Origin of the sequence: Achromobacter sp. UBA4530 (assembly GCF_002388205.1) — a bacterium.
GTDB classification, from domain to species: Bacteria; Pseudomonadota; Gammaproteobacteria; order Burkholderiales; family Burkholderiaceae_B; genus Achromobacter; species Achromobacter animicus.
This window is the reverse complement of sequence record NZ_DGMA01000011.1, coordinates 167,410-187,306: the sequence shown is the minus strand read 5'-3', so window position 1 is coordinate 187,306 and position 19,897 is coordinate 167,410. Positions and strand designations below refer to the sequence as shown.

Here is a 19,897-nt window from a genome sequence, read left to right as displayed (position 1 = left end):
AGGCCGGCCCACTGGGCCGGCCTTTTTGCATCAGAAGGGAATCTTCTGCGACCAGGGCGTGGTGGTTTGCGTCCCCACGCCCGGCGCGACCTTGATCCGGGTGTCCTCGCTGGAGCTGCTGCTCAGGCCATTCAGGAATTCACCCAGCGTGTCGGCTTCGGGCAGTCCGAGGCGCGCCACGGCTTGTCCCGGCGGAAACTCCGAGAAGTAGAACTCGCCGTTTTCGACGAGCAGACCGTCCGGACGCGGACGCTGCTTTTCTTCCGGCACGCCCTTCAGCACGCTCTGCATGTAGTCCACCCAGATCGGCATGGCGACGCCACCGCCGGTTTCGCGCGAACCCAGCGACTTGGGCTGGTCAAAGCCCAGCCAGGCGGTTGCCGCCAGCGTCGGCGTGTAGCCCGAGAACCAGGCGTCCACGGATTCGTTGGTCGTGCCCGTCTTGCCGGCGATGTCGCCGCGCTTGAGGAGCGCCCTGGCGCGCGCCGCGGTGCCGTACGTGGTGACGCCGCGCAGGATGTCGTCCATGACCCAGGCGGTGCGCGGGTCGATGGCGCGGGCTGCCGCGTCGCCGGCCACGACCGGCTTGGATTGCATGATGACCTTGCCGCTGCTGTCGGTGACGCGGTCGATGAGATAAGGCGTCACGCGGTAGCCGCCGTTGGCGAAGACCGAGAACGCGCCGGCCAGTTGCAGCGGCGTGACCGAACCTGCGCCCAGCGCCAGCGGCAGCACGGCGGGCTGGCGTGCCTTGTCAAAGCCGAAGCGGGTCAGGTAATCCTGCGCGTACTGCGGGCCGATGGCCTGCAGGATGCGGATCGACACCATGTTCTTGGACTTGTACAGGCCTTGGCGCAGCGTCAGCATGGGCTCGTACTGGTTGCCGTAGTTCTTGGGATTCCAGGCCTTCGAGCCGGTTTGCGCGGCGGTCAGTTCGAACGGCTGGTCCGAGATCTGCGTGCCCGGCGTCAGGCCGCGTTCCAGCGAGGCGGCGTAGATGAAGGGCTTGATGTTCGAGCCCGGCTGGCGCCATGCCTGTGTCACGCGGTTGAAGTTGCCGCGGTAGAAATCGAAGCCGCCGACCATGGCACGGATGGCGCCGTCCTGCGGCGACAGCGCGACGAAGGCTGCCTGCACCGACGGCAAGTTGATGATTTCCCAGTTGTCGCCGAACTTGCGGATGTAGACCACGGAGCCGCGCTTGATGCGCTGTTCGGGCTTGGCCTTGTCGTTCAGCGCGCGAGCCACGACTCCCAGCACCTTCTTGTCCGTCACGGTGATGACTTCGCGCGAGCTGCGCGCCAGCTTCACTTCGGTGGGGCTGGCCGATAGCACGACCGCGGTCAGCAGGTCGCCGCTGTCCGGGAACTTGTCGAACACGCCGTCCAGGAACTCGTCCAGCGCGGCGGGGTTGTTCTCGGTGCCGGCGGGCAGGTCCAGCTGTTCTTCCGGGCCGGGGTAGGGCGCGCGGCGCGTGTATTCCAGCACGCCTTCGCGCACGGCGCGGTAGGCGGCTTCCTGGTCCTTGGACTGCACGGTCGTGTAGATGTTGATGCCGCGCGAATACACGTTGTCCTGGTACACGTTGTAGAGGAGCTGGCGCGCCAGCTCGGCCACGTATTCGCCATGGATGGAATAGCCGCCGGCCGGGGTGCCTTCGGCGGACTTCATGACGATGGGCTGCGCCATCGCCTGCTTGTATTCGGGTTCGGTCAGGTAGCCCAGCGAGTGCATGCGGCCCAGCACGTAGCGCTGGCGGAGTTCGGCGCGGGGGCGGTTGGCAATGGGGTTGAAGCGCGAGGGGGCCTTGGGGATGCCGGCCAGCATGGCGGCTTCGGCCGGCGTGATTTCGGACAGCGGCTTGCCGAAATACGTGCGCGACGCGGCCGCAAAACCGTAGGCGCGATGGCCCAGGTAGATCTGGTTCATGTAGAGCTCGAGGATCTGGTCCTTGGTGAGCTCGGATTCAATCTTGAAGGTCAGCAGCAGTTCGTAGAACTTGCGTGAATAGGTCTTTTCGGACGACAGGTAGAAGTTGCGCGCGACCTGCATCGTGATGGTGCTGGCGCCCTGCGTCTTGGACATGTTGATCAGGTTGGTCAGGCCGGCCCGCACCACGCCCATCCAGTCGATCCCGCCGTGCTGGTAGAAGCGGTCGTCCTCGGCCGCCAGGACCGCCGATTTCATGACGTCCGGGATTTCGTTGAAGCGCAGCACGTTGCGGCGTTCTTCGCCGAACTCGCCGATGAGGACGCGGTCTGCGGTGTACACGCGCAGCGGCACCCGCGGACGGTAGTCCGTCATGGCGTTCAGGTCGGGCAGGTTGGGCCACGCGAGCGCCAGCGCCATGCCCGCGAGCAGGACGCCGCACAGGAACAGGCCGGCGAAAAGGATGCCGGTTTTAACGAAGAACCGCAGTATCGGGGAGCCGCTGCTGGCGGGCTTGTCTTTCTTGGAGGAATTCTGGGGCTTGCTCATCGCGGCGATTTTACGGGTATCTCCGGTCCCGCCTCATCGTGGCGGATCGGTTTCTGTAACAAAATAGGTCAATGTGGTGCGCGGGCAACTGCGGCAAATGTGATAATGCCGCCATGAACTTTGCCGCTAACTCATGTCCGGAGGCAGCCCCGGACCCGGCGCGCGCCGACGCCGCGCCTGAAAGCCAGCCCTGCGCCGTCGAGTGCACGGGCAAGACCGCGTCGTTGCCGCACGACCTGCCGGTATTTTTGGTCGGAATGATGGGCGCGGGCAAGACAACCATAGGCCGTAGCCTGGCGCGCGCGCTGGGGCGCGACTTTATGGATCTGGATCATGAGCTCGAGGCGCGTTGCGGCGTGCGGGTGCCGGTAATCTTCGAAATCGAGGGCGAAGCCGGTTTTCGTCGCCGAGAGTCCGCCGCCTTGGAAGAGTGTACCCAACGGCGCAACATAATTCTTGCAACGGGCGGCGGCGCCATCCTGGACGCCGGGAACCGGCAGCTTCTGCACGAGCGCGGCATCGTCGTCTATCTGCGCGCCAGCGTGGACGAATTGTTCCGCCGGACCTGCCGCGACCGCAACCGGCCCCTCCTGGCCACCGCCGACCCGCGCGGCACCCTTCGCGACCTGATGACCCGGCGCGAGCCCCTATACAAGGAAGTCGCCGACCTGGTGGTGGAAACGGGGTCAATGCCCATCCACACCCTGGTCAAGGCGCTGCTGCCGCAATTACAAGCATTCGAGAAGCGCATATGAACGTTGTTGACGTTGAAACCCCGGGCGGAAGCTATCCGATCCACATCGGACCGGGCCGCCTGGATTCCCTGGATCAATGCATTCCCGCGGACGCCACCGCGATTGCCGTCGTCACGAATCCGACCGTGGCGGCCCTGTATGCCGAACGCGCCGAAGCCGCGCTGGCGCGCACGGGCAAGCGGGTGCTGCGCATCGAACTTCCCGACGGCGAGGCCTACAAGGACTGGCAGTCGCTCAACCTGATCTTCGACGCGCTGCTGGGCAATCGCCTGGACCGGCGCTGCGTCCTGGTGGCGCTGGGCGGCGGCGTCATCGGCGACATGACGGGGTTTGCCGCGGCCGTGTACATGCGCGGCGTGCGTTTCCTGCAGGTGCCCACCACGCTGCTGGCGCAGGTCGACTCCTCGGTGGGCGGCAAGACGGCCGTGAACCACCCCCTGGGCAAGAACATGATCGGCGCCTTCTACCAGCCGATCGCGGTCGAGATCGATACCGACGTGCTGGGCACCCTGCCGGCGCGCGAGGTCTCGGCGGGCCTGGCCGAGGTCATCAAGTACGGCCTCATCCTGGATCCGGAATTCTGGCGCTGGTGCGAGGACAATGCGCAAAAGCTGCGCGCGCTGGACCCCGAGGCCGTCACCTATGCCATCCGCCGCTCGTGCGAGCTGAAGGCGCAGGTGGTGGGCAAGGACGAGCGGGAATCCGGGCTGCGCGCCATCCTGAACCTGGGTCATACGTTCGGCCATGCCATCGAATCGGGCCTGGGCTACGGCGCCTGGCTGCACGGCGAGGCCGTGGGCTGCGGCATGGTGCAAGCCGCTGAGCTGTCGGCCGATGTGGCCGGCTTTGATCCCGCCGACGTCGAACGCGTTCGCGCGCTGGTCCAGGCCATCGGCTGCCCGACCGTCGCGCCGGACCTGGGCGCCGACCGTTGGTTGGACCTGATGCAGGTGGACAAGAAGACCGAAGGCGGCTCGATCCGCTACGTGCTCATGACACGCATCGGTGAAGCCCTGATGCGGCCGGCCCCCGACGACGCGGTGCGCGCCGTGCTGGCACGAACCACCCAGTAAACGTAGTAAAGGACGGTGTTGCAGATGAATGAACTGGCTTCCTATGCTTCTCACCCGTCCCGATCGCGCGGCCGGGCGCATGCCGAGCCGCCACCCGAGAACCGCACGGAGTTCCAGCGCGACCGGGATCGCATCGTCCATTCCAGCGCCTTCCGGCGGCTGGAATACAAGACGCAGGTCTTCGTCAATCATGAGGGCGACCTGTTCCGCACACGCCTCACGCACAGCCTGGAAGTGGCGCAGATCGCGCGCACGCTGGCGCGCAGCATGGGGCTGTCCGAAGACCTGACCGAAGCCATTTCGCTGGCGCACGACCTGGGGCACACGCCGTTCGGCCATGCCGGCCAGGACGAGCTGAACGCCTGCATGCGCGAACTGGCGCCGGAGGCGGGCGGCTTTGAACACAACCTGCAAAGCCTGCGGGTGGTGGATGAGCTTGAAGAGCGCTATGCCGACTTCAATGGCTTGAACCTGTGTTTCGAGACGCGCGAGGGCATTCTCAAGCATTGCTCCGTGGCCCACGCACGGGTGCTGGGAGATGTCGGCGAACGGTTTCTGAACCGCACGCAGCCGTCGCTGGAGGCGCAGCTTGCCAACCTGGCTGACGAGATCGCCTATAACAACCACGACGTGGACGACGGCCTGCGGTCCGGGCTCATCACGCTGGATCAGCTGAAGGAAGTGTCGATCTTCGAGCGCCACCATGCGTACGTGGTGGACCGCTATCCCGGTCTGGCGCCGCGGCGCGCAGTCGCTGAAACGATACGCCGCATGATCAATACGCTGATCGTCGACCTGACCCACACGTCGCTGGCGCGCATCCGCGACGCGGCGCCGGCCAGCGCGGACGACGTGCGCCGCTCGCCGCCGCTGGCGGGGTTTTCCGACGAGATCCGCCGCGAAGCCGACACGCTGAAGAAATTCCTGTTCGACAACCTGTACCGCCACTATCGCGTGCTGCGCATGACGCGCAAGGCGCGGCGCATCGTGCGCGAGCTGTTTGCGGTGTTCCTGGATGATCCGCGTCTGCTGCCGCCCGATTACCGCCGCGCGCAGTTCAACGAACAGGCGCGCGCCATCTCGGACTATATCGCCGGCATGACCGACCGCTACGCCATCCGCGAACACAAGCGGCTGTTCGACATGGCGTAGGGTTCCGCTGTCAGCGCTGCTTGCGGTAGGGCTCGTCGGCCTCGACGAAGGTCGCTTCGGCCAGCGCGTCCCGCGTCCATTCCTGCATAGCCGGCAGCGCCAGTACAGCATCCATGTACTCGCGCACCGGACCTGCCGCGGCGATGGTGTAGGTCTTGAAACGCGAGACCACCGGCGCAAAGAAGGCGTCGGCAATGGAAAACCCGCCAAAAAGAAACGGGCCGCCCTGGCCGAACTGCACACGCGTTTCCTGCCAGATGGCCTGCACGCGCGCGACGTCCGCGAGCGCCGCTTCGGGGAAGTCGATGCCCGGCAAATCGGCTTCGACATTCATCGGCATGGCTTGGCGCAGCGCGCCGAAACCGCTGTGCATCTGCGCGGCCAGCGAACGCGCGCGGGCACGGGCCTTGGCATCTTTCGGCCACAAGGCGGCCTCCGGATGACGCTCGGCGGCGTACTCGCAGATGGCCAGCGAATCCCACACGGCGAAATCGCCGTCCAGCAGCACGGGCACCAGGCCGGCGGGCGACACCGCCGCGACACGCTTGGAAAATTCCTCGGTGAACAGGCCGACCTTCTGCTCCGTGAACGCAATGCCCGCGGCGCGCAGCGCGATCCACGGACGCATGGACCAGGACGAGTAGTTCTTGTTGCCGATGATCAGGGTGTACATGCTGGCTTTCCCATTGGATGGAGTGGGGGTGTTCAGTCGCCCGGCTTGCGGCGCAAAAGCTTGCCCAGATACTGGCCGGTATGGCTGGCCTGCGTTGCTGCCACGATTTCCGGCGTGCCTTGCGCCACGACCCTGCCGCCGCCGTCGCCGCCTTCAGGACCCATGTCGATAAGCCAGTCGGCCGTCTTGATGACGTCCAGGTTGTGCTCGATGATGAGCACCGTGTTGCCGGCGTCCACCAACTGATTGAGCACCTGAAGCAGCAGTTCGATGTCGCGGAAATGCAGGCCGGTCGTCGGCTCGTCCAGGATGTACAGCGTGCGCCCGGTGCTGCGGCGCGACAGCTCCTGCGAAAGCTTCACGCGCTGCGCCTCGCCGCCGGACAGCGTGGTCGCGCTTTGCCCCAGGCGGATGTACGACAGACCCACGTCGATCAGCGTATGCAGCTTGCGCGAGATGGCGGGCACCGATTCGAAATATTCGAGCGCCTGCTCCACCGTCAGGTCCAGCACTTCGCTGATGTTGCGGCCGCGGTAGCGGATTTCGAGCGTCTCGCGGTTGTAGCGCTTGCCGTGACAGACGTCGCAGGGCACGTACATGTCGGGCAGAAAGTGCATCTCGACCTTGACCACGCCGTCGCCCTGGCAGGCTTCGCAGCGGCCGCCCTTCACGTTGAAACTGAACCGCCCCGGGTCATAGCCACGCGTGCGCGCTTCCGGCACGCCGGCGAAGAGTTCGCGGATCGGCGTGAACAGCCCCGTGTACGTGGCGGGATTGCTGCGCGGCGTGCGCCCGATGGGGCTTTGATCCACGCTGATGATCTTGTCGAAGTTCTCCAGCCCCTGCATCGACACGTAGGGGGCGGGCTCGCTCTGCGCGTGATGCAGCTGGCGCGACACGGCCACCGCCAGCGTGTCGTTGATGAGCGTGGATTTGCCCGAACCGGACACGCCGGTCACGCAGACGAGGCGGCCGGCGGGCACGTGCAGGTCGACGTTCTTGAGGTTGTTGCCGGTGGCGCCGGTGAGCGTCAGCCACGGCAGTTCGTCGTCGACGGGGCGGCGCTTCGGGATGGCGATGGCGCGCGCGCCGCTCAGGTATTGGCCGGTCAGCGAATTGGGATCGCGCTGCACGGTCTCGGGATCGCCTTGAGCGACGACTTCGCCGCCGTGCTCGCCCGCGCCCGGTCCCATGTCCACGACCCAGTCGGCCATGCGGATCATGTCCTCGTCATGCTCGACCACAATGACGCTGTTGCCGAGATCGCGCAGGTGCTGCAGCGTGCCGATCAGGCGGTCGTTGTCGCGCTGGTGCAGGCCGATGGAGGGCTCGTCCAGCACGTACATCACGCCCGTCAGGCCCGAGCCGATCTGGCTGGCCAGCCGGATGCGCTGCGCCTCGCCGCCGGAGATCGTGTCCGCGCTGCGGTCCAGCGACAGGTAGTTCAGGCCGACGTTGTTCAGGAAGCTCAGCCGGGCCTCGATCTCGCGCACGATGCGCTGCGCGATCTCCTGCTTGGCGCCCGTCAGGTTCAGGTTGCGGAACCAGTCCAGGCAGCTGGACAGCGGCATGGCCTCGACTTCATAGATGGCCTGGCCGTGGCGTTCGCCACCGCGCGGGTCATGGCCGATCAGCACATTGCGCGCTTCGGGGCGCAGGCGCGAGCCGGCGCAGTCGGGGCAGGTCTTGATGTTGCGGTACTTGCCCAGTTCCTCGCGCACCGTCGCCGAGTCCGTTTCGCGCCAGCGGCGCTCCAGATTCGGGATGACGCCCTCGAAGGTGTGGCGCTTGACGGTGCTGCGGCCTTTTTCGTTCAAGTACAGAAACGAGATTTCTTCCTCGCCGGATCCGTACAGGACCTTGTCGCGCAACGCTTCGGGCAGGTCTTCGAAGGGCGCTTCGATGTCGAATTCGTAATGCGCGGCCAGGCTGGTCAGCAGCGAGTGCGTGAAGGCATTGCGGCGATCCCAGCCGCGGATCGCGCCGGCGGCCAGGCTGAGTTCCGGAAAGGCGACGACCCGCTTGGGATCAAAGAAGCCGACCTGTCCGATGCCGTCGCAACTGGGGCAGGCGCCCATCGGGTTGTTGAAGCTGAACAGGCGCGGTTCGAGTTCGGGCAGGCTGTGGCTGCACACCGGGCAGGCGTAGCGGCTGGAGAAGACCTGTTCGCGCTCGCTGTCCATGTCCAGCGCCAGGGCACGGCCTTCGGCGAGTTGCAGCGCCGTCTCGAAGCTTTCGGCCAGGCGCTGCTTGCTTTCGGGCTTGATGCGCAGGCGGTCGATGACGACGTCGATATCGTGCTTCTCGGTCTTCTTCAGCGGCGCCATGCCGTCGATTTCCACCAACTGGCCATCGACGCGCAGTCGAACGTAGCCCTGCGCCTGCAGGCTGGCGCATTCGTCCTCGAAGCTGCCTTTCTTGCCGCGCGCAATGGGCGCCAGCACCGCCAGCCGCGTCTCGGGCGTCCAGCCCAGCACCGCGTCCACCATCTGGCTGACGCTCTGGGCCTGCAGCGGCAGGCCGTGGTCGGGGCAGTAGGGCGTGCCGACCCGCGCGTAGAGCAGGCGCAGGTAGTCGTGGATTTCGGTGATGGTGCCGACCGTGGAGCGCGGGTTGTGTCCCGCGGCCTTCTGTTCGATCGAGATGGCCGGAGACAGGCCCTCAATGAGATCCACATCCGGCTTGTCCATCAGTTGCAGGAACTGGCGGGCGTAGGCCGAAAGGCTTTCCACGTAGCGCCGCTGGCCTTCCGCGTACAGCGTGTCGAATGCCAGCGAGGATTTGCCGGACCCGGACAGGCCGGTGACGACCACCAGTTTGTGGCGCGGCAGGTCCAGCGAGACGTTCTTGAGATTGTGGGTGCGAGCACCCCGGATGCGTATGGTCACGTCGGTATGGGTAACGTCCAGTTGCGTCGTCGATGACGCCTTTGATCCCGCGCACCCTTTGGGCGCATTTAAGCGATTTCAAAGGCCAACTTGGTACTATAGCGCGCCGAATCCTCTCGCGTTCAAGGCCGTTCATCCGGTTGGACTGGCCCGAGGCCGGCGCCGCACCGCAAGCATCAGACCGTGAGCGTATGACATGAGAAGCATGCGCGCCGCCCTAGTCATCGTTGAAATTTCCGCATGCCGGCAGATAAAAAACTGAAATTGACCCCCTCCGAGCGCCGCGCCAGCGTGGCCCTGGCCGGCCTGTTCGCCGCGCGGATGCTGGGGCTGTTCCTGTTGCTGCCGGTTTTTGCCGTTGCCGCAAGCGGCATGCCGGGCGGCGACGATCCTGCCCGCGTGGGGCTGGCGCTAGGCATGTACGGCCTGACCCAGGCGTTCATGCAGATTCCCTTCGGTCTGGCGTCCGATCGCTGGGGGCGCCGTCCGGTGGTGATCTTCGGGTTGTTGCTGTTTATCGCAGGCAGCATCGTCTGTGCGCAGGCGACGGACGTTTTCTGGATCACCATAGGCCGCGCCATCCAGGGCGCCGGCGCCATTTCCGCCGCGGTCACCGCCTGGCTGGCCGACGCCACCCGCGACGAGGTGCGCACGCGCGCGATGGCGATGGTGGGCGCATCGATCGGATTGTCGTTCGCCGTGTCCCTGGTGCTGTCGCCGGTGCTGGTGGGCTGGTGGGGGCTGTCGGGCCTGTTCTGGACCATCGCCTGCCTGGGCGTCGTCTGCCTGGCCGTGGCGCGCTTCGTGGTGCCCGTGGTGCCTCGCACGCAGGCCCGCACGATGCAGGCGGCCAAGCCGCGCGAGGTCCTGACCCATCGCGACCTGTTGCGGCTGAATTTTGGCGTCTTTGTCCTGCATCTGATCCAGGTGTCGCTGTTTGTCGTGGTGCCGGCGCTGCTGGCCAAGGTCGGCGGACTGGACGCGCGTGACCTGTGGAAGGTCTACCTGCCGGTCATCCTGGTGTCGTTCGTGCTGATGGTGCCGGTGGTCTTCGTGGCCGAAAAGCGCCGGGCGCACCGCGGCGCGCTGCGCGCGTCGGTGGCCGGCCTGGTGCTCGTGTGCGCGCTGCTGCCGGCCGCCAGCCACGGCTTTTACACGCTGGCCATCGCGCTGACCGGATTCTTCGTCGCCTTCAATGTGCTGGAGGCGCTGCAACCGTCGCTGGTCTCGCGCGTGGCGCCGCAGGCCTACAAGGGATTGGCGCTGGGCTTCTACAACACCGCGCAGGCCGCGGGCCTGTTCGCCGGGGGCGCGCTGGGCGGCTGGCTGGCGGGGCATTCGGGCGCCAGCGCCGTGTTCATCGGCGCGGCAATCCTGTCGGCCGTGTGGCTGGCGGTCACCTGGGCGCTGCGGCCCCTGGCATGACCGTTGCGGGCTTTCCCGCAGGCTTCGGAAAGTCGCGGATCTGGCCCCGAACGGCGTCCAACAGCGCCGAAATGGTTTGCCTGCGGTGATCGATTTGTCACCGATCCCGTTTGGCGCAGCGGGCGCTTTCGTCGATAATACGCATCAACACAGGCTTCACCTGGGCATCGCCGGTCATCGCTTCGATGACCGGCGAGTTTCATGAAGCCGGTCTTCAACATCGCTTTTTTATGTTGTTGCCGGCGCGCTCGCGGCAACGCTAGTCGCAGGCTGTCAACAACAGAGGGACATCGGCATGGCATCGGTTAACAAAGTCATACTCGTGGGCAATCTGGGTCGCGACCCGGAAGTCCGCTACAGCCCCGACGGGGCGGCAATCTGCAACATGTCGATCGCCACAACCTCGTCCTGGAAGGACAAGGCCAGCGGCGAAAAGCGCGAAGAAACGGAATGGCACCGCGTCGTCATGTACAACCGCCTGGCTGAAATCGCCGGCGAATACCTGAAGAAGGGCCGCTCGGTCTACATCGAAGGCCGCCTCAAGACGCGCAAGTGGCAAGACAAGGACACCGGCGCCGACCGCTACAGCACCGAAGTCGTCGCTGACCAGATGCAAATGCTGGGCGGCCGCGAAGACGGCGGCGGCGGTGGTGGCGGCAACTACGGTGGCGGCGGCTACGACGACGCGCCGCGCCAGCAGCGCGCTGCTCCGGCCCAACGCCCGGCGCCTCAGCAGCGCCCGGCTCCCGCAGCGGCCCCGGCCAGCAGTGGCGCCAACCTGGCGGACATGGACGACGATATTCCGTTCTAAGCGTCGCCCCGCGTTAGGTATGTTCAAGACCCCGGCTTTCAATGGAAGGCCGGGGTTTTGCTTTTGGGGATCACGGGGCGACGCAGCCGCGCCTCAAGGGCTAGGGACGGTCCGCGCCAGCGATTTCCTTTGCAGGACCTGGCTGAAATGCCTCGATCAGAAAATCGATAAACGCCCGCGCGCGGGCCGTCTGGTTGCGGCGCTGCGGGTAGTAAACGAACAGGTCCGCCGACGGCAGCGTGAAGTCGGGCAGCACCACCCGCAGCCTGCCGCTTTCCAGATACTTGGCCAGATCCCATTCCGACCGGATGAGGATGCCGTGGCCTTCCAGGGCCCAGCCCAGGACGATGTCGCCATCGTTGCTGGATAGTCCGCCTTCCACCTTCACCACTTCGACGCGGCCTTTGTGCGCGAATCGCCAGACGCCGTGCGCCTCGTCGTTTTGCCGGTGCAGAATGCACTGGTGATGCGCCAGGTCGGCCAGTGTTGCCGGCGTGCCGTGCGCCTTCAGGTAGCGGGGCGACGCGCACAAAAAGCGCCGGTTGGTCATGATGCGCCGGGCGGCGAGGCGCTTGTCGGGCAGTTCGCCGAAGCGGATGGCCAGGTCGAATGCGCCTTCCACCAGGTCGACGGGCCGGTCCGTGACCTCCAGTTCAACCTGCACCTGCGGATAGCGCTTCGCAAAGTCGGAGACCAGCGGCGCGATGGTCGTGCGGCCGAACCCCAGCGTGGCGTTGACGCGGATCAGGCCGCGCGGCTGGGCGCTGCTGCTGGACACGACGTCCTCCATCTCGCGCAGGTCCGCCAGGATCCGGGTCGCATAGGCAAGGTAAGTCTCGCCTTCGTTGGTCAGGCTGATGCTGCGCGTGGTGCGGTTGACCAGCCGCACGCCAAGGCGCTTTTCCATCAGGGCCAGTCGCTTGGTGGCCGCCGGTGGCGTCAGATCCAGTTGCCGCGCCGCCGCGGACAGGCTGCCCAGCCGGGCGATCAGCACGAAGAACTGCAGCTCGGAGGCTAGGTCGGCTTTCACTGAAAGTAAATAATCAAATGAACTTGGGTGAATTCTAGGGCAGGGATGCGCCACTAATCTATCGATTCCCGATGCGACCCAACCGGAGACAAGCCATGAGAATCGTCGACATCCGCGAGCAGACCCTGCCCATCAGCTCGCCCATCCGCAACGCCTACATCGACTTCAGCAAGATGACGCTGAGCCTGGTCGCCGTGATCACCGACGTGATCCGCGACGGTAAGCCGGTGGTCGGGTACGGCTTCAATTCGAATGGCCGCTATGGACAGGGCAAGCTCATGCGCGAGCGATTCATCCCGCGCGTGCTGGAAGCAGACCCGGACACGCTGGTGGACGCCACGGGGCGCAACCTGGATCCGCACAAGGTCTGGGACGCGATGTTCAAGAACGAGAAGCCCGGCGGCCACGGTGAGCGATCGGTGGCGATCGGCACCATCGACATGGCCGTGTGGGATGCGGTCGCAAAAATCGAAGGCAAGCCGCTTTTCCAGTTGCTGGCCGAACGCTACGGCAATGGCCAGCCGGACCGGCGGGTGTTTGTGTACGCGGCCGGCGGCTACTACCACCCAGGGCAGGACCACGCCGCGCTTAAAGACGAAATGCGCAGCTATCTCGATCGCGGCTACACGGTCGTGAAAAAGAAGATCGGCGGCGCGTCGCTGGACGAGGACCTTCGCCGGATCGACTCGGTGCTGAGCGTGCTGCAGGACGGCCAGAAGCTGGCTGTGGATGCGAACGGGCGGTTCGACCTGGACACGGCGATTGCCTACGCCAAGGCGCTGTCCCAGTACGACCTCTTCTGGTACGAGGAAGCGGGCGATCCGCTGGATTTCGAACTGCAGGCGACGCTGCGCAACTACTACGACAAGCCCATGGCCACGGGCGAAAACCTGTTTTCGATGCAGGATGCGCGCAACCTGATCCGCTATGGCGGCATGCGCGCCGACCGCGATTATCTGCAGTTCGATTGCGCGCTCAGCTATGGGTTGGTGGAGTATCTGCGCACGCTCGCGATGCTGCGTCAGCATGGCTGGTCCGCGAGCCGCTGCGTGCCGCATGGCGGGCATCAGATGTCGCTGAACATCGCGGCGGGGCTGGGTCTGGGCGGAAATGAGAGCTACCCGGATCTGTTCCAGCCCTTTGGCGGCTTTCCGGACGGGGTGAAGGTGGAGGCCGGCTACGTCACGATGCCGGATCTGCCGGGCATCGGCTTCGAGGGCAAGTCCGATCTGTACGCCGTGATGCAGGCGCTGTCGGCCTGATTGCCGGAGACGGCGGTCCCGTTGGCCGCGCCAGCGGGAACCGCCGCACTGCACTGATTCAGGCCGTCACGCCGCATCCAATGTGGTTGGCCTGCATCGCGACATAAATTGTTTCACTTTACCCGCTTGCGTCGTCTATCTAGTAGTAGGTAAGATTCATCCCATCGACGCAGCGCAAACAACAAACCGCCCGGCGCCGAAATCAGAAATACAGTAGGACCGCTTTTTTATTTCCCTCGACATCTACCTACAAGTAGATAGCTAACTGAAACGCATACTGCATCTAAAACTGGAGATTGACCATGAAGACCCTCGTATCCGCCCTGATTCTTTCCGCTTCCTTCATCGGCGCTGCCCAAGCTGGCGAACTGGACTATCCGCCCGAACTGAACACCCAAAGCACGGTGACCCGCGCTCAAGTGCAGCAAGAATTGGCCGCCGCCCGCGTCAACGGTGAACTGGCATTCGGTGAAGAAGGCTACGCCGCCGCCCCGATCGCCTTCACCAGCGACAAGACCCGCGCTCAGGTCAAGCAAGAACTGGCTGCTGCCCGCGCTCAAGGTCTGACCGACGGTGGCGAACTGCACTACCCGCCCGTTCAAGGCTGATTTTTTCGACCAAACCTCTATCTATAGATAGATAGCTTCAACCCAACAACGCAACACTGCATTTCAAACCAAACTGACTGGAGATTTCTCATGAAGACCCTCGTTTCCGCCCTGATCCTTTCCGCTTCCTTTATCGGCGCTGCCCAAGCTGGCGAACTGGACTATCCGCCCGAGCTGAACACCCAAAGCACGGTGACCCGCGCTCAAGTGCAGCAAGAACTGGCCGCCGCCCGCGTCAACGGTGAACTGGCATTCGGTGAAGAAGGGTACGCCGCTGCCCCGATCGCTTTCACCAGCGACAAGACCCGCGCTCAGGTCAAGCAAGAACTGGCTGCTGCCCGCGCTCAAGGTCTGACCGACGGTGGCGAACTGGACTACCCGCCCGTTCAAGGCTGATTTTTTCGACCAAACCTCTATCTATAGATAGATAGCTTTACCCGACAACCACGCAGCAACTGCAGCAACTCAACCATTCTGGAGATTTCTCATGAAGACCCTCATTTCCGCCCTGATCCTTTCCGCTTCCTTCATCGGCGCTGCCCAAGCCGGCGAACTGGACTATCCGCCCGAACTGAACACCCAAAGCACGGTGACCCGCGCTCAGGTGCAGCAAGAACTCGCCGCCGCCCGCGCCAATGGCGAACTGGTGTCCGGTGAAGAAGGCTACGCCGCCACCGCCTTTGCCCACGCTGGCGACAAGACGCGCGCTCAGGTCAAGCAGGAACTGGCAGCCGCCCGCGCCCAAGGCCTGACCGACGGCGGTGAACTCGACTACCCGCCCGTGCAAGGCTGAAGCAGATGGCAATCAAAGCGGACCCCGGGGGCGGGATTCTTGTCCCGGCCGGAGTCCGCTGGCACGGTCGGTGACATGGAATGGCCCGCTCGGTAACTGCCGATAAGGGACCCTCCCAATGACGAACCGATCTTTTAGTAGGTAATATGCCGCCATGGATACCCCGACTTCCAATACCACTCGCGAACTGCTTCTGGCGCACGCCGAGAAGCTGATCCGCATGCGCGGATGCAACGGCTTCAGCTACCGCGACCTGGCTGAGCATGTGGGCGTCAAGACGTCCAGCATCCATTACTACTTTCCAGGCAAGGACGACCTGCTGTACGAAGCGGTCGAGGCCTACAGCACGCGCGCACTTGGCGCGGTGCGCGGAATCGACACCGCGCAGCCGGCGCAGGCGCAGCTTGAAAAATATCTGTCGATGATGGAATCCGCCGCCTGCGGTTCCGGTGAACTCTGTCTGGGCGGCATGTTGGCCGCCGACGTGATGAGTTTGTCGGAACGGGTCCGCGGCGCGCTGCAGGGATTTTTCCGCGCGCACGAAGCGTGGCTGGCCCGCGTGCTGGCCGAGGGCGCGGCGCAAGGCACGCTGAAGTTTTCCGGCACGCCCGAAGCAGCGGGGCGTGCGGTGTTCGCGACGATCCAGGGCTGTCTGCTGGTGTCGCGCCTGTTCCAGCAGCCGCCCGCGTTGTGCGAAGCGATCAGCGCGCTTTACGTTGAATGCGAAGGCAAGACGGGCCACGGCGCCTGAACGCCACGCGCTGACTTCGCTGTTCACCGTTTCACGGCCGCCTTGCTGACGCAGGCGGCCGTTGTGTTTGGGCGCGCCGACTGCGCGTCGCCGTCTTACGCCAGCGCGCGCGCCATGTCGGTGCTGGTGCGTTCCTGCACGCCGAGATCCCGCATGCGTTGCAGAAAGCTCGACTGTGCGTTCGCAAAGCCCGCGACGGGACTCATGCAGTCCGTCAGCAGCACGATGCGCGACAGGTTGCCGCCGGGCAGGTGCTCGGCCAGGTGTTCGACGGTGGCCTTGACGCAGTGGCTGCCGGCCTCGCCCGCGATCAGGATCAGATCGGCGCGGTCCAGCGAGTCCAGCAAGCCGCGGTTGAGCTGGCTGCGCGGATCGTCGGCGTCGGGCACCTCGGCCATCAGCGCGCTGTAGTGTTCGGTCCAGGGATTGGCGCCCTTGGGCACCTTGCGCACGATGAACTGGCGCTCTTCTTCCCAACGACCATACGCGGCGCGCACGTCGGGATGCACGTTATGACCCCACGTGCCGATCTCGCAATGCACCGGCCACGCCATCAGCGTGTAGCGGCCGCGTGCTTCGAGTTCATCCAGATAGTTGAGCGTGCGCGGCAGGTCGTCGTCATGGCGCGGCACGAATTCGCCGGCGCGCAATTGCGCCGCCGTGATCGGCGTGAAGGGCGCGACCGGGTCGCCATTGCCCGCGCGCCAGAATGTGGGGTGCGCAATGTCCAGACGATGATGTGAATCCAGCGTGACCGTGATCGAGGAGAGCACGGGGGCCGTGGCGTCGATGAACCGCGCCAGCCGCTGCATGTCTGCGTGGGCGCCTGCGATGGGCAGCGCGGGCGCAACCGCGAGGCCGGTCAGCGGGTCGAGGGGCCGGTACGACTCGGGCAAGTCGCAGAAATCGTTTTGCGGGTCGACGATCAGCAGGTGAATGGTGCGCGGCATGGTGGGGGGGCGGGGTCTTAGAACAGCACGAGGTGTTCGGCGCGGTCGGGCAACTGGCGCAGCAGCAAGCGCCATTGGCGCCAAAGGATGGACGATACGCCTAACGCGCCTAACGGAATAAGAATCCACATGGCCTGCTCCTGTCAATATTCGCACGGTCGTGCGAAATTAAGCGAAAGTAAAGCCGGCACAACGCCGGCTCCGGGGGATTACTCGATGTACTTGAAGCTGCGATACGTGGAGATAAGACGCTCGTAGCCGGCCTTCACGCGTTCGTGCGCCTTCGGGTCACGCAGGAACCGCGCGTCGTGCATCAGGCCGATCATCAGGCTGTAGACCTCGAACACAAGCTGTTGCGGGTCCGTGTCGGGGCGCAAGTGGCCGGCTTCGAGCGCCTGGTTCACCGTGCGCACCATCGCGGCCCGCCAGCGCTTCAGGTTGTGTTCCAGCACCGACCGCAGCGGCGAGTCGACGTCGTCGTATTCAAACGCGCCGGCCACGTAGATGCAGCCGGTCAGCGTTTCGACATTGCTGGCGCGGTCGATCCACAGCGACACCAGCGCGTTCAGGCGCGGCAGACCGCGCGGGTAGGCCATGGCAGGCGTGAAGACCGCTTCGACAAAGCGCCGGTCGTATTCGTCCAGCACGGCCTGCTGCAGGGCTTCGAGCGAGCCGACGCGCGAGAAGACGCCGCTCTTGCTGATGCCGAGCCGCTTGGCGACCTGGCCCAGCGAGAGGCTTTCCATGCCTTGCGCGGCGGCCATGTCGAGCGCCGTGTTTACGATGGCCGCGAAGGTGAGTTCGCTTTTCTCGGTTTTTGCTGTCATGGCGGAAATTTAGCACGACCGTGCGAAAACCAAGGGGTTTTTAATCGGGGAGGGATGAGGCAGCAAGACACCCCCCGCCCGGATCCAAACCCAAACCCGAAAAAAAAAGCCGGACGGCATTGCCGTCCGGCTTTGGTCAAGCGTGGCGCTGAATCAGGCGCGCGCCGCCTTGTACTCCAGGCGGTACTTGTGCAGCAGCGGCTCGGTGTAGCCGTTGGGCTGGGTCAGGCCTTCGAACACCAGGGCGCACGCGGCCTTGAATGCCAGCGACGTGTCGAAGTTGCCAGCCATCGGCTGGTAGAGCGGGTCGCCCGCGTTCTGGCCGTCGACGACCTTGGCCATGCGTTTGAAGGTCTCGGTGACCTGATCGCGGTTCGTGATGCCGTGACGCAGCCAGTTGGCGATGTGCTGGCTGGAAATGCGCAGCGTGGCGCGGTCTTCCATCAGCCCCACGTTGTGGATATCGGGCACCTTCGAGCAGCCAACGCCCTGGTCGATCCACCGCACCACGTAACCGAGAATGCCTTGCACGTTGTTGTCCAGTTCCTGCTGGATGTCGGCAGCGGACCATTTGGTGGGATCGCCGACCGGCACCGTGAGCAGGCCATTGAGCAGGTCGTCGCGCACGCTGTCCAGCTTCGTGCGTTCGAGTTCCTGCTGGACCGCTTGCACGTCGACCTGGTGGTAATGCAGCGCATGCAGCGTGGCAGCGGTGGGCGAAGGCACCCAGGCGGTATTGGCGCCGGCCTTGGGATGCGCGATCTTTTGTTCGAGCATGGCGGCCATCAGGTCGGGCATGGCCCACATGCCCTTGCCGATCTGGGCGCGGCCGCGCAGGCCGGCGTCCAGGCCCACCAGCACGTTGTTGCGTTCGTAAGCGGTGATCCACGCGCTGGACTTCATGTCGCCCTTGCGCAGCATGGGACCGGCTTCCATGCCGGAGTGCATCTCATCGCCGGTGCGGTCCAGAAAGCCGGTGTTGATGAAGGCGACGCGTGAGGCGGCAGCTTCGATGCAGGCCTTGAGGTTGACGCTGGTGCGGCGCTCTTCGTCCATGATGCCCATCTTCAGCGTGTTGCGCGGCACGCGGATCAGGTCTTCGACGCGGTCGAAGAGTTCGCTGGCGAATGCGGCTTCGGCGGGGCCGTGCATCTTGGGCTTCACGATGTAGACGGAGCCCGTGCGCGAATTGAGCTTGTGCTTGCGGTCCTGCACCGCGGCCAGGCTGGTGACGACGGCGTCGAGAATGCCTTCGGGGATTTCCTGGCCTTCGCGATCCAGCACGGCCGGGTTGGTCATCAGGTGACCCACGTTGCGCACGAACATGAGCGAGCGGCCATGCAGCGTCAGCGCCGAGCCGTCCGGCCGCGTGTAGTTGCGGTCGGCGTTGAGCTTGCGGGTGAAGGTCTTGCCGCCCTTGGTGACGTCCTCGGTCAGGTCGCCCTTCATCAGGCCCAGCCAGTTGCGGTAGATCTGCACCTTGTCGTCGCCGTCGACGGCCGCGACCGAGTCTTCGCAGTCCATGATCGTGGTGAGCGCGGCTTCGACCACCACGTCTTTCACACCCGCCGCATCGGTGGCGCCGATGGTGCTGGCGCGGTCGATCTGGATTTCGAAATGCAGGCCGTTGTTCTTGAGGAGGATCGCCGTGGGAGCGGACGCGTCGCCTTGGTAGCCGACGAATTGCGTGCCCGTCTTCAGTCCGGTCGCGCCGGTGGCAAGCGCCACGCGAAGCTGGCCGCCTTCGACCGTGTAGCCCCTGGCATCCGCATGCGAGCCCTGCGCGAGCGGCGCCGCGGTGTCCAGGAAGCTGCGCGCGCGGGCGATGACGGCGGCGCCACGTTCCGGGTTGTAGCCGCGGCCCGTGTCGCCGGGCGTGGCAGGGATGGCGTCGGTGCCGTAGAGGGCGTCGTACAGGCTGCCCCAGCGCGCGTTGGCGGCGTTCAGCGCATAACGCGGATTGGACATCGGCACGACGAGCTGCGGGCCGGCCTGCTGCGAGATCTCGGTGTCCACGTTGTCGGTGGTGGCGCGCACGGTGGCAGGCTGCGGCAGCAGGTAGCCGATGCCTTCGAGGAACTTGCGGTAGGCGGCGGGATCCGTGATGGGACCGGGATGGGCGCGATGCCAGGCATCGAGTTCTGCCTGCAGGCGATCGCGTTCGGCGAGCAAGGCCCGGTTCTTCGGCGCCAGATCGTGCACCAGGGCCGCGAAGCCTTGCCAGAAGTCGTCGGCCTCCAGGCCGGAACCGGGCAGCGCTTCCTGTTCAATGAATTGACTGAGATTGGCCGCCACTTGCAGGCCGTGGTGCTGGATGCGTTGAGTCATGCGGTTCTCTGGCGTTGAGTCAGGCTGACCGGCGCGGCGCGCCGGGTGAGGGGTGCTGACATCATCGTCCGCGACCGCGCCGATGTCCATACG

The 19,897-nt window shown here is 65.1% G+C and carries 17 protein-coding genes; 10 read left to right on the top strand and 7 right to left on the bottom strand.

The window, feature by feature from the left end; genetic code table 11:
• Positions 1-30 precede the first annotated feature (30 nt).
• A complete protein-coding gene (locus tag B2W22_RS12725) occupies positions 31-2,478 on the bottom strand; it encodes a penicillin-binding protein 1A (RefSeq protein WP_175124770.1) in 2,448 nt (815 codons plus the stop codon).
• A gap of 113 nt (positions 2,479-2,591) precedes the next feature.
• Here B2W22_RS12725 and B2W22_RS12720 point away from each other — a divergent pair, with 113 nt between their 5' ends.
• The 3 genes from B2W22_RS12720 to B2W22_RS12710 are packed head-to-tail and all read left to right on the top strand — an operon-like array spanning position 2,592 to position 5,458.
• Positions 2,592-3,233 (top strand): shikimate kinase, encoded by a 642-nt coding sequence (locus B2W22_RS12720; protein WP_175124769.1) that lies wholly within the window; start codon positions 2,592-2,594, stop codon positions 3,231-3,233.
• On the top strand, positions 3,230-4,306 hold the full coding sequence (gene aroB / locus B2W22_RS12715; RefSeq protein WP_175124768.1) for a 3-dehydroquinate synthase: 1,077 nt from the start codon (positions 3,230-3,232) through the stop codon (positions 4,304-4,306). The genes B2W22_RS12720 and aroB overlap by 4 nt, the downstream gene beginning before the upstream one ends.
• A gap of 24 nt (positions 4,307-4,330) precedes the next feature.
• Positions 4,331-5,458 carry a deoxyguanosinetriphosphate triphosphohydrolase gene (locus B2W22_RS12710; protein WP_175124767.1) on the top strand — a complete coding sequence of 376 codons (1,128 nt, stop codon included), beginning with the start codon at positions 4,331-4,333 and terminating at the stop codon, positions 5,456-5,458.
• 10 nt (positions 5,459-5,468) lie between these two features.
• Here B2W22_RS12710 and B2W22_RS12705 read toward each other — a convergent pair whose 3' ends face one another.
• Positions 5,469-6,131: a glutathione S-transferase family protein gene (locus B2W22_RS12705; RefSeq protein ID WP_286937965.1), complete on the bottom strand. Its 663-nt coding sequence runs from the start codon at positions 6,129-6,131 to the stop codon at positions 5,469-5,471.
• Positions 6,132-6,163: 32 nt separating this feature from the next.
• Complete coding sequence (gene uvrA, locus B2W22_RS12700) at positions 6,164-9,019, bottom strand: excinuclease ABC subunit UvrA (RefSeq protein WP_239216363.1); 2,856 nt, start codon at positions 9,017-9,019, stop codon at positions 6,164-6,166.
• A 240-nt stretch (positions 9,020-9,259) separates the two neighbouring features.
• Between uvrA and B2W22_RS12695 the strand changes: the two genes are divergently transcribed.
• Entirely contained in the window at positions 9,260-10,444 is a 1,185-nt protein-coding gene (locus B2W22_RS12695; protein ID WP_175185875.1) for an MFS transporter, read from the top strand.
• A 295-nt stretch (positions 10,445-10,739) separates the two neighbouring features.
• Positions 10,740-11,255 (top strand): single-stranded DNA-binding protein, encoded by a 516-nt coding sequence (ssb, locus tag B2W22_RS12690; protein ID WP_175124763.1) that lies wholly within the window; start codon positions 10,740-10,742, stop codon positions 11,253-11,255.
• A 100-nt stretch (positions 11,256-11,355) separates the two neighbouring features.
• On the opposite strand, the gene B2W22_RS12685 is transcribed toward ssb, so the two are convergent.
• A complete protein-coding gene (locus B2W22_RS12685; protein ID WP_286937964.1) occupies positions 11,356-12,285 on the bottom strand; it encodes a LysR substrate-binding domain-containing protein in 930 nt (309 codons plus the stop codon).
• Between the two features lie 95 nt (positions 12,286-12,380).
• Here B2W22_RS12685 and B2W22_RS12680 point away from each other — a divergent pair, with 95 nt between their 5' ends.
• The 5 genes from B2W22_RS12680 (at position 12,381) to B2W22_RS12660 (ending at position 15,699) form a co-directional block, all read left to right on the top strand.
• On the top strand, positions 12,381-13,547 hold the full coding sequence (locus B2W22_RS12680; RefSeq protein ID WP_286937963.1) for a mandelate racemase/muconate lactonizing enzyme family protein: 1,167 nt from the start codon (positions 12,381-12,383) through the stop codon (positions 13,545-13,547).
• Positions 13,548-13,849: 302 nt separating this feature from the next.
• On the top strand, positions 13,850-14,155 hold the full coding sequence (locus B2W22_RS12675; protein ID WP_286937962.1) for a DUF4148 domain-containing protein: 306 nt from the start codon (positions 13,850-13,852) through the stop codon (positions 14,153-14,155).
• Between the two features lie 90 nt (positions 14,156-14,245).
• Positions 14,246-14,551, top strand: coding sequence for a DUF4148 domain-containing protein (locus B2W22_RS12670; RefSeq protein WP_175136911.1), 306 nt, complete (start codon positions 14,246-14,248; stop codon positions 14,549-14,551).
• A gap of 91 nt (positions 14,552-14,642) precedes the next feature.
• Positions 14,643-14,948 (top strand): DUF4148 domain-containing protein, encoded by a 306-nt coding sequence (locus tag B2W22_RS12665; RefSeq protein WP_175124758.1) that lies wholly within the window; start codon positions 14,643-14,645, stop codon positions 14,946-14,948.
• Positions 14,949-15,102: 154 nt separating this feature from the next.
• The gene (locus B2W22_RS12660) at positions 15,103-15,699 is read left to right on the top strand and encodes a TetR/AcrR family transcriptional regulator (protein ID WP_175124757.1); all 597 of its coding nucleotides are present in this window, start codon (positions 15,103-15,105) and stop codon (positions 15,697-15,699) included.
• Between the two features lie 95 nt (positions 15,700-15,794).
• On the opposite strand, the gene B2W22_RS12655 is transcribed toward B2W22_RS12660, so the two are convergent.
• The 3 genes from B2W22_RS12655 to B2W22_RS12645 all read right to left on the bottom strand — a co-directional run bounded on the left by B2W22_RS12655 (position 15,795) and on the right by B2W22_RS12645 (position 19,804).
• A complete protein-coding gene (locus B2W22_RS12655; RefSeq protein WP_175124756.1) occupies positions 15,795-16,649 on the bottom strand; it encodes a cysteine hydrolase in 855 nt (284 codons plus the stop codon).
• A gap of 209 nt (positions 16,650-16,858) precedes the next feature.
• A complete protein-coding gene (locus B2W22_RS12650; RefSeq protein WP_056327123.1) occupies positions 16,859-17,476 on the bottom strand; it encodes a TetR/AcrR family transcriptional regulator in 618 nt (205 codons plus the stop codon).
• A 153-nt stretch (positions 17,477-17,629) separates the two neighbouring features.
• Positions 17,630-19,804 carry a malate synthase G gene (locus B2W22_RS12645; RefSeq protein ID WP_175124755.1) on the bottom strand — a complete coding sequence of 725 codons (2,175 nt, stop codon included), beginning with the start codon at positions 19,802-19,804 and terminating at the stop codon, positions 17,630-17,632.
• Between the last annotated feature and the right edge of the window lie 93 nt (positions 19,805-19,897).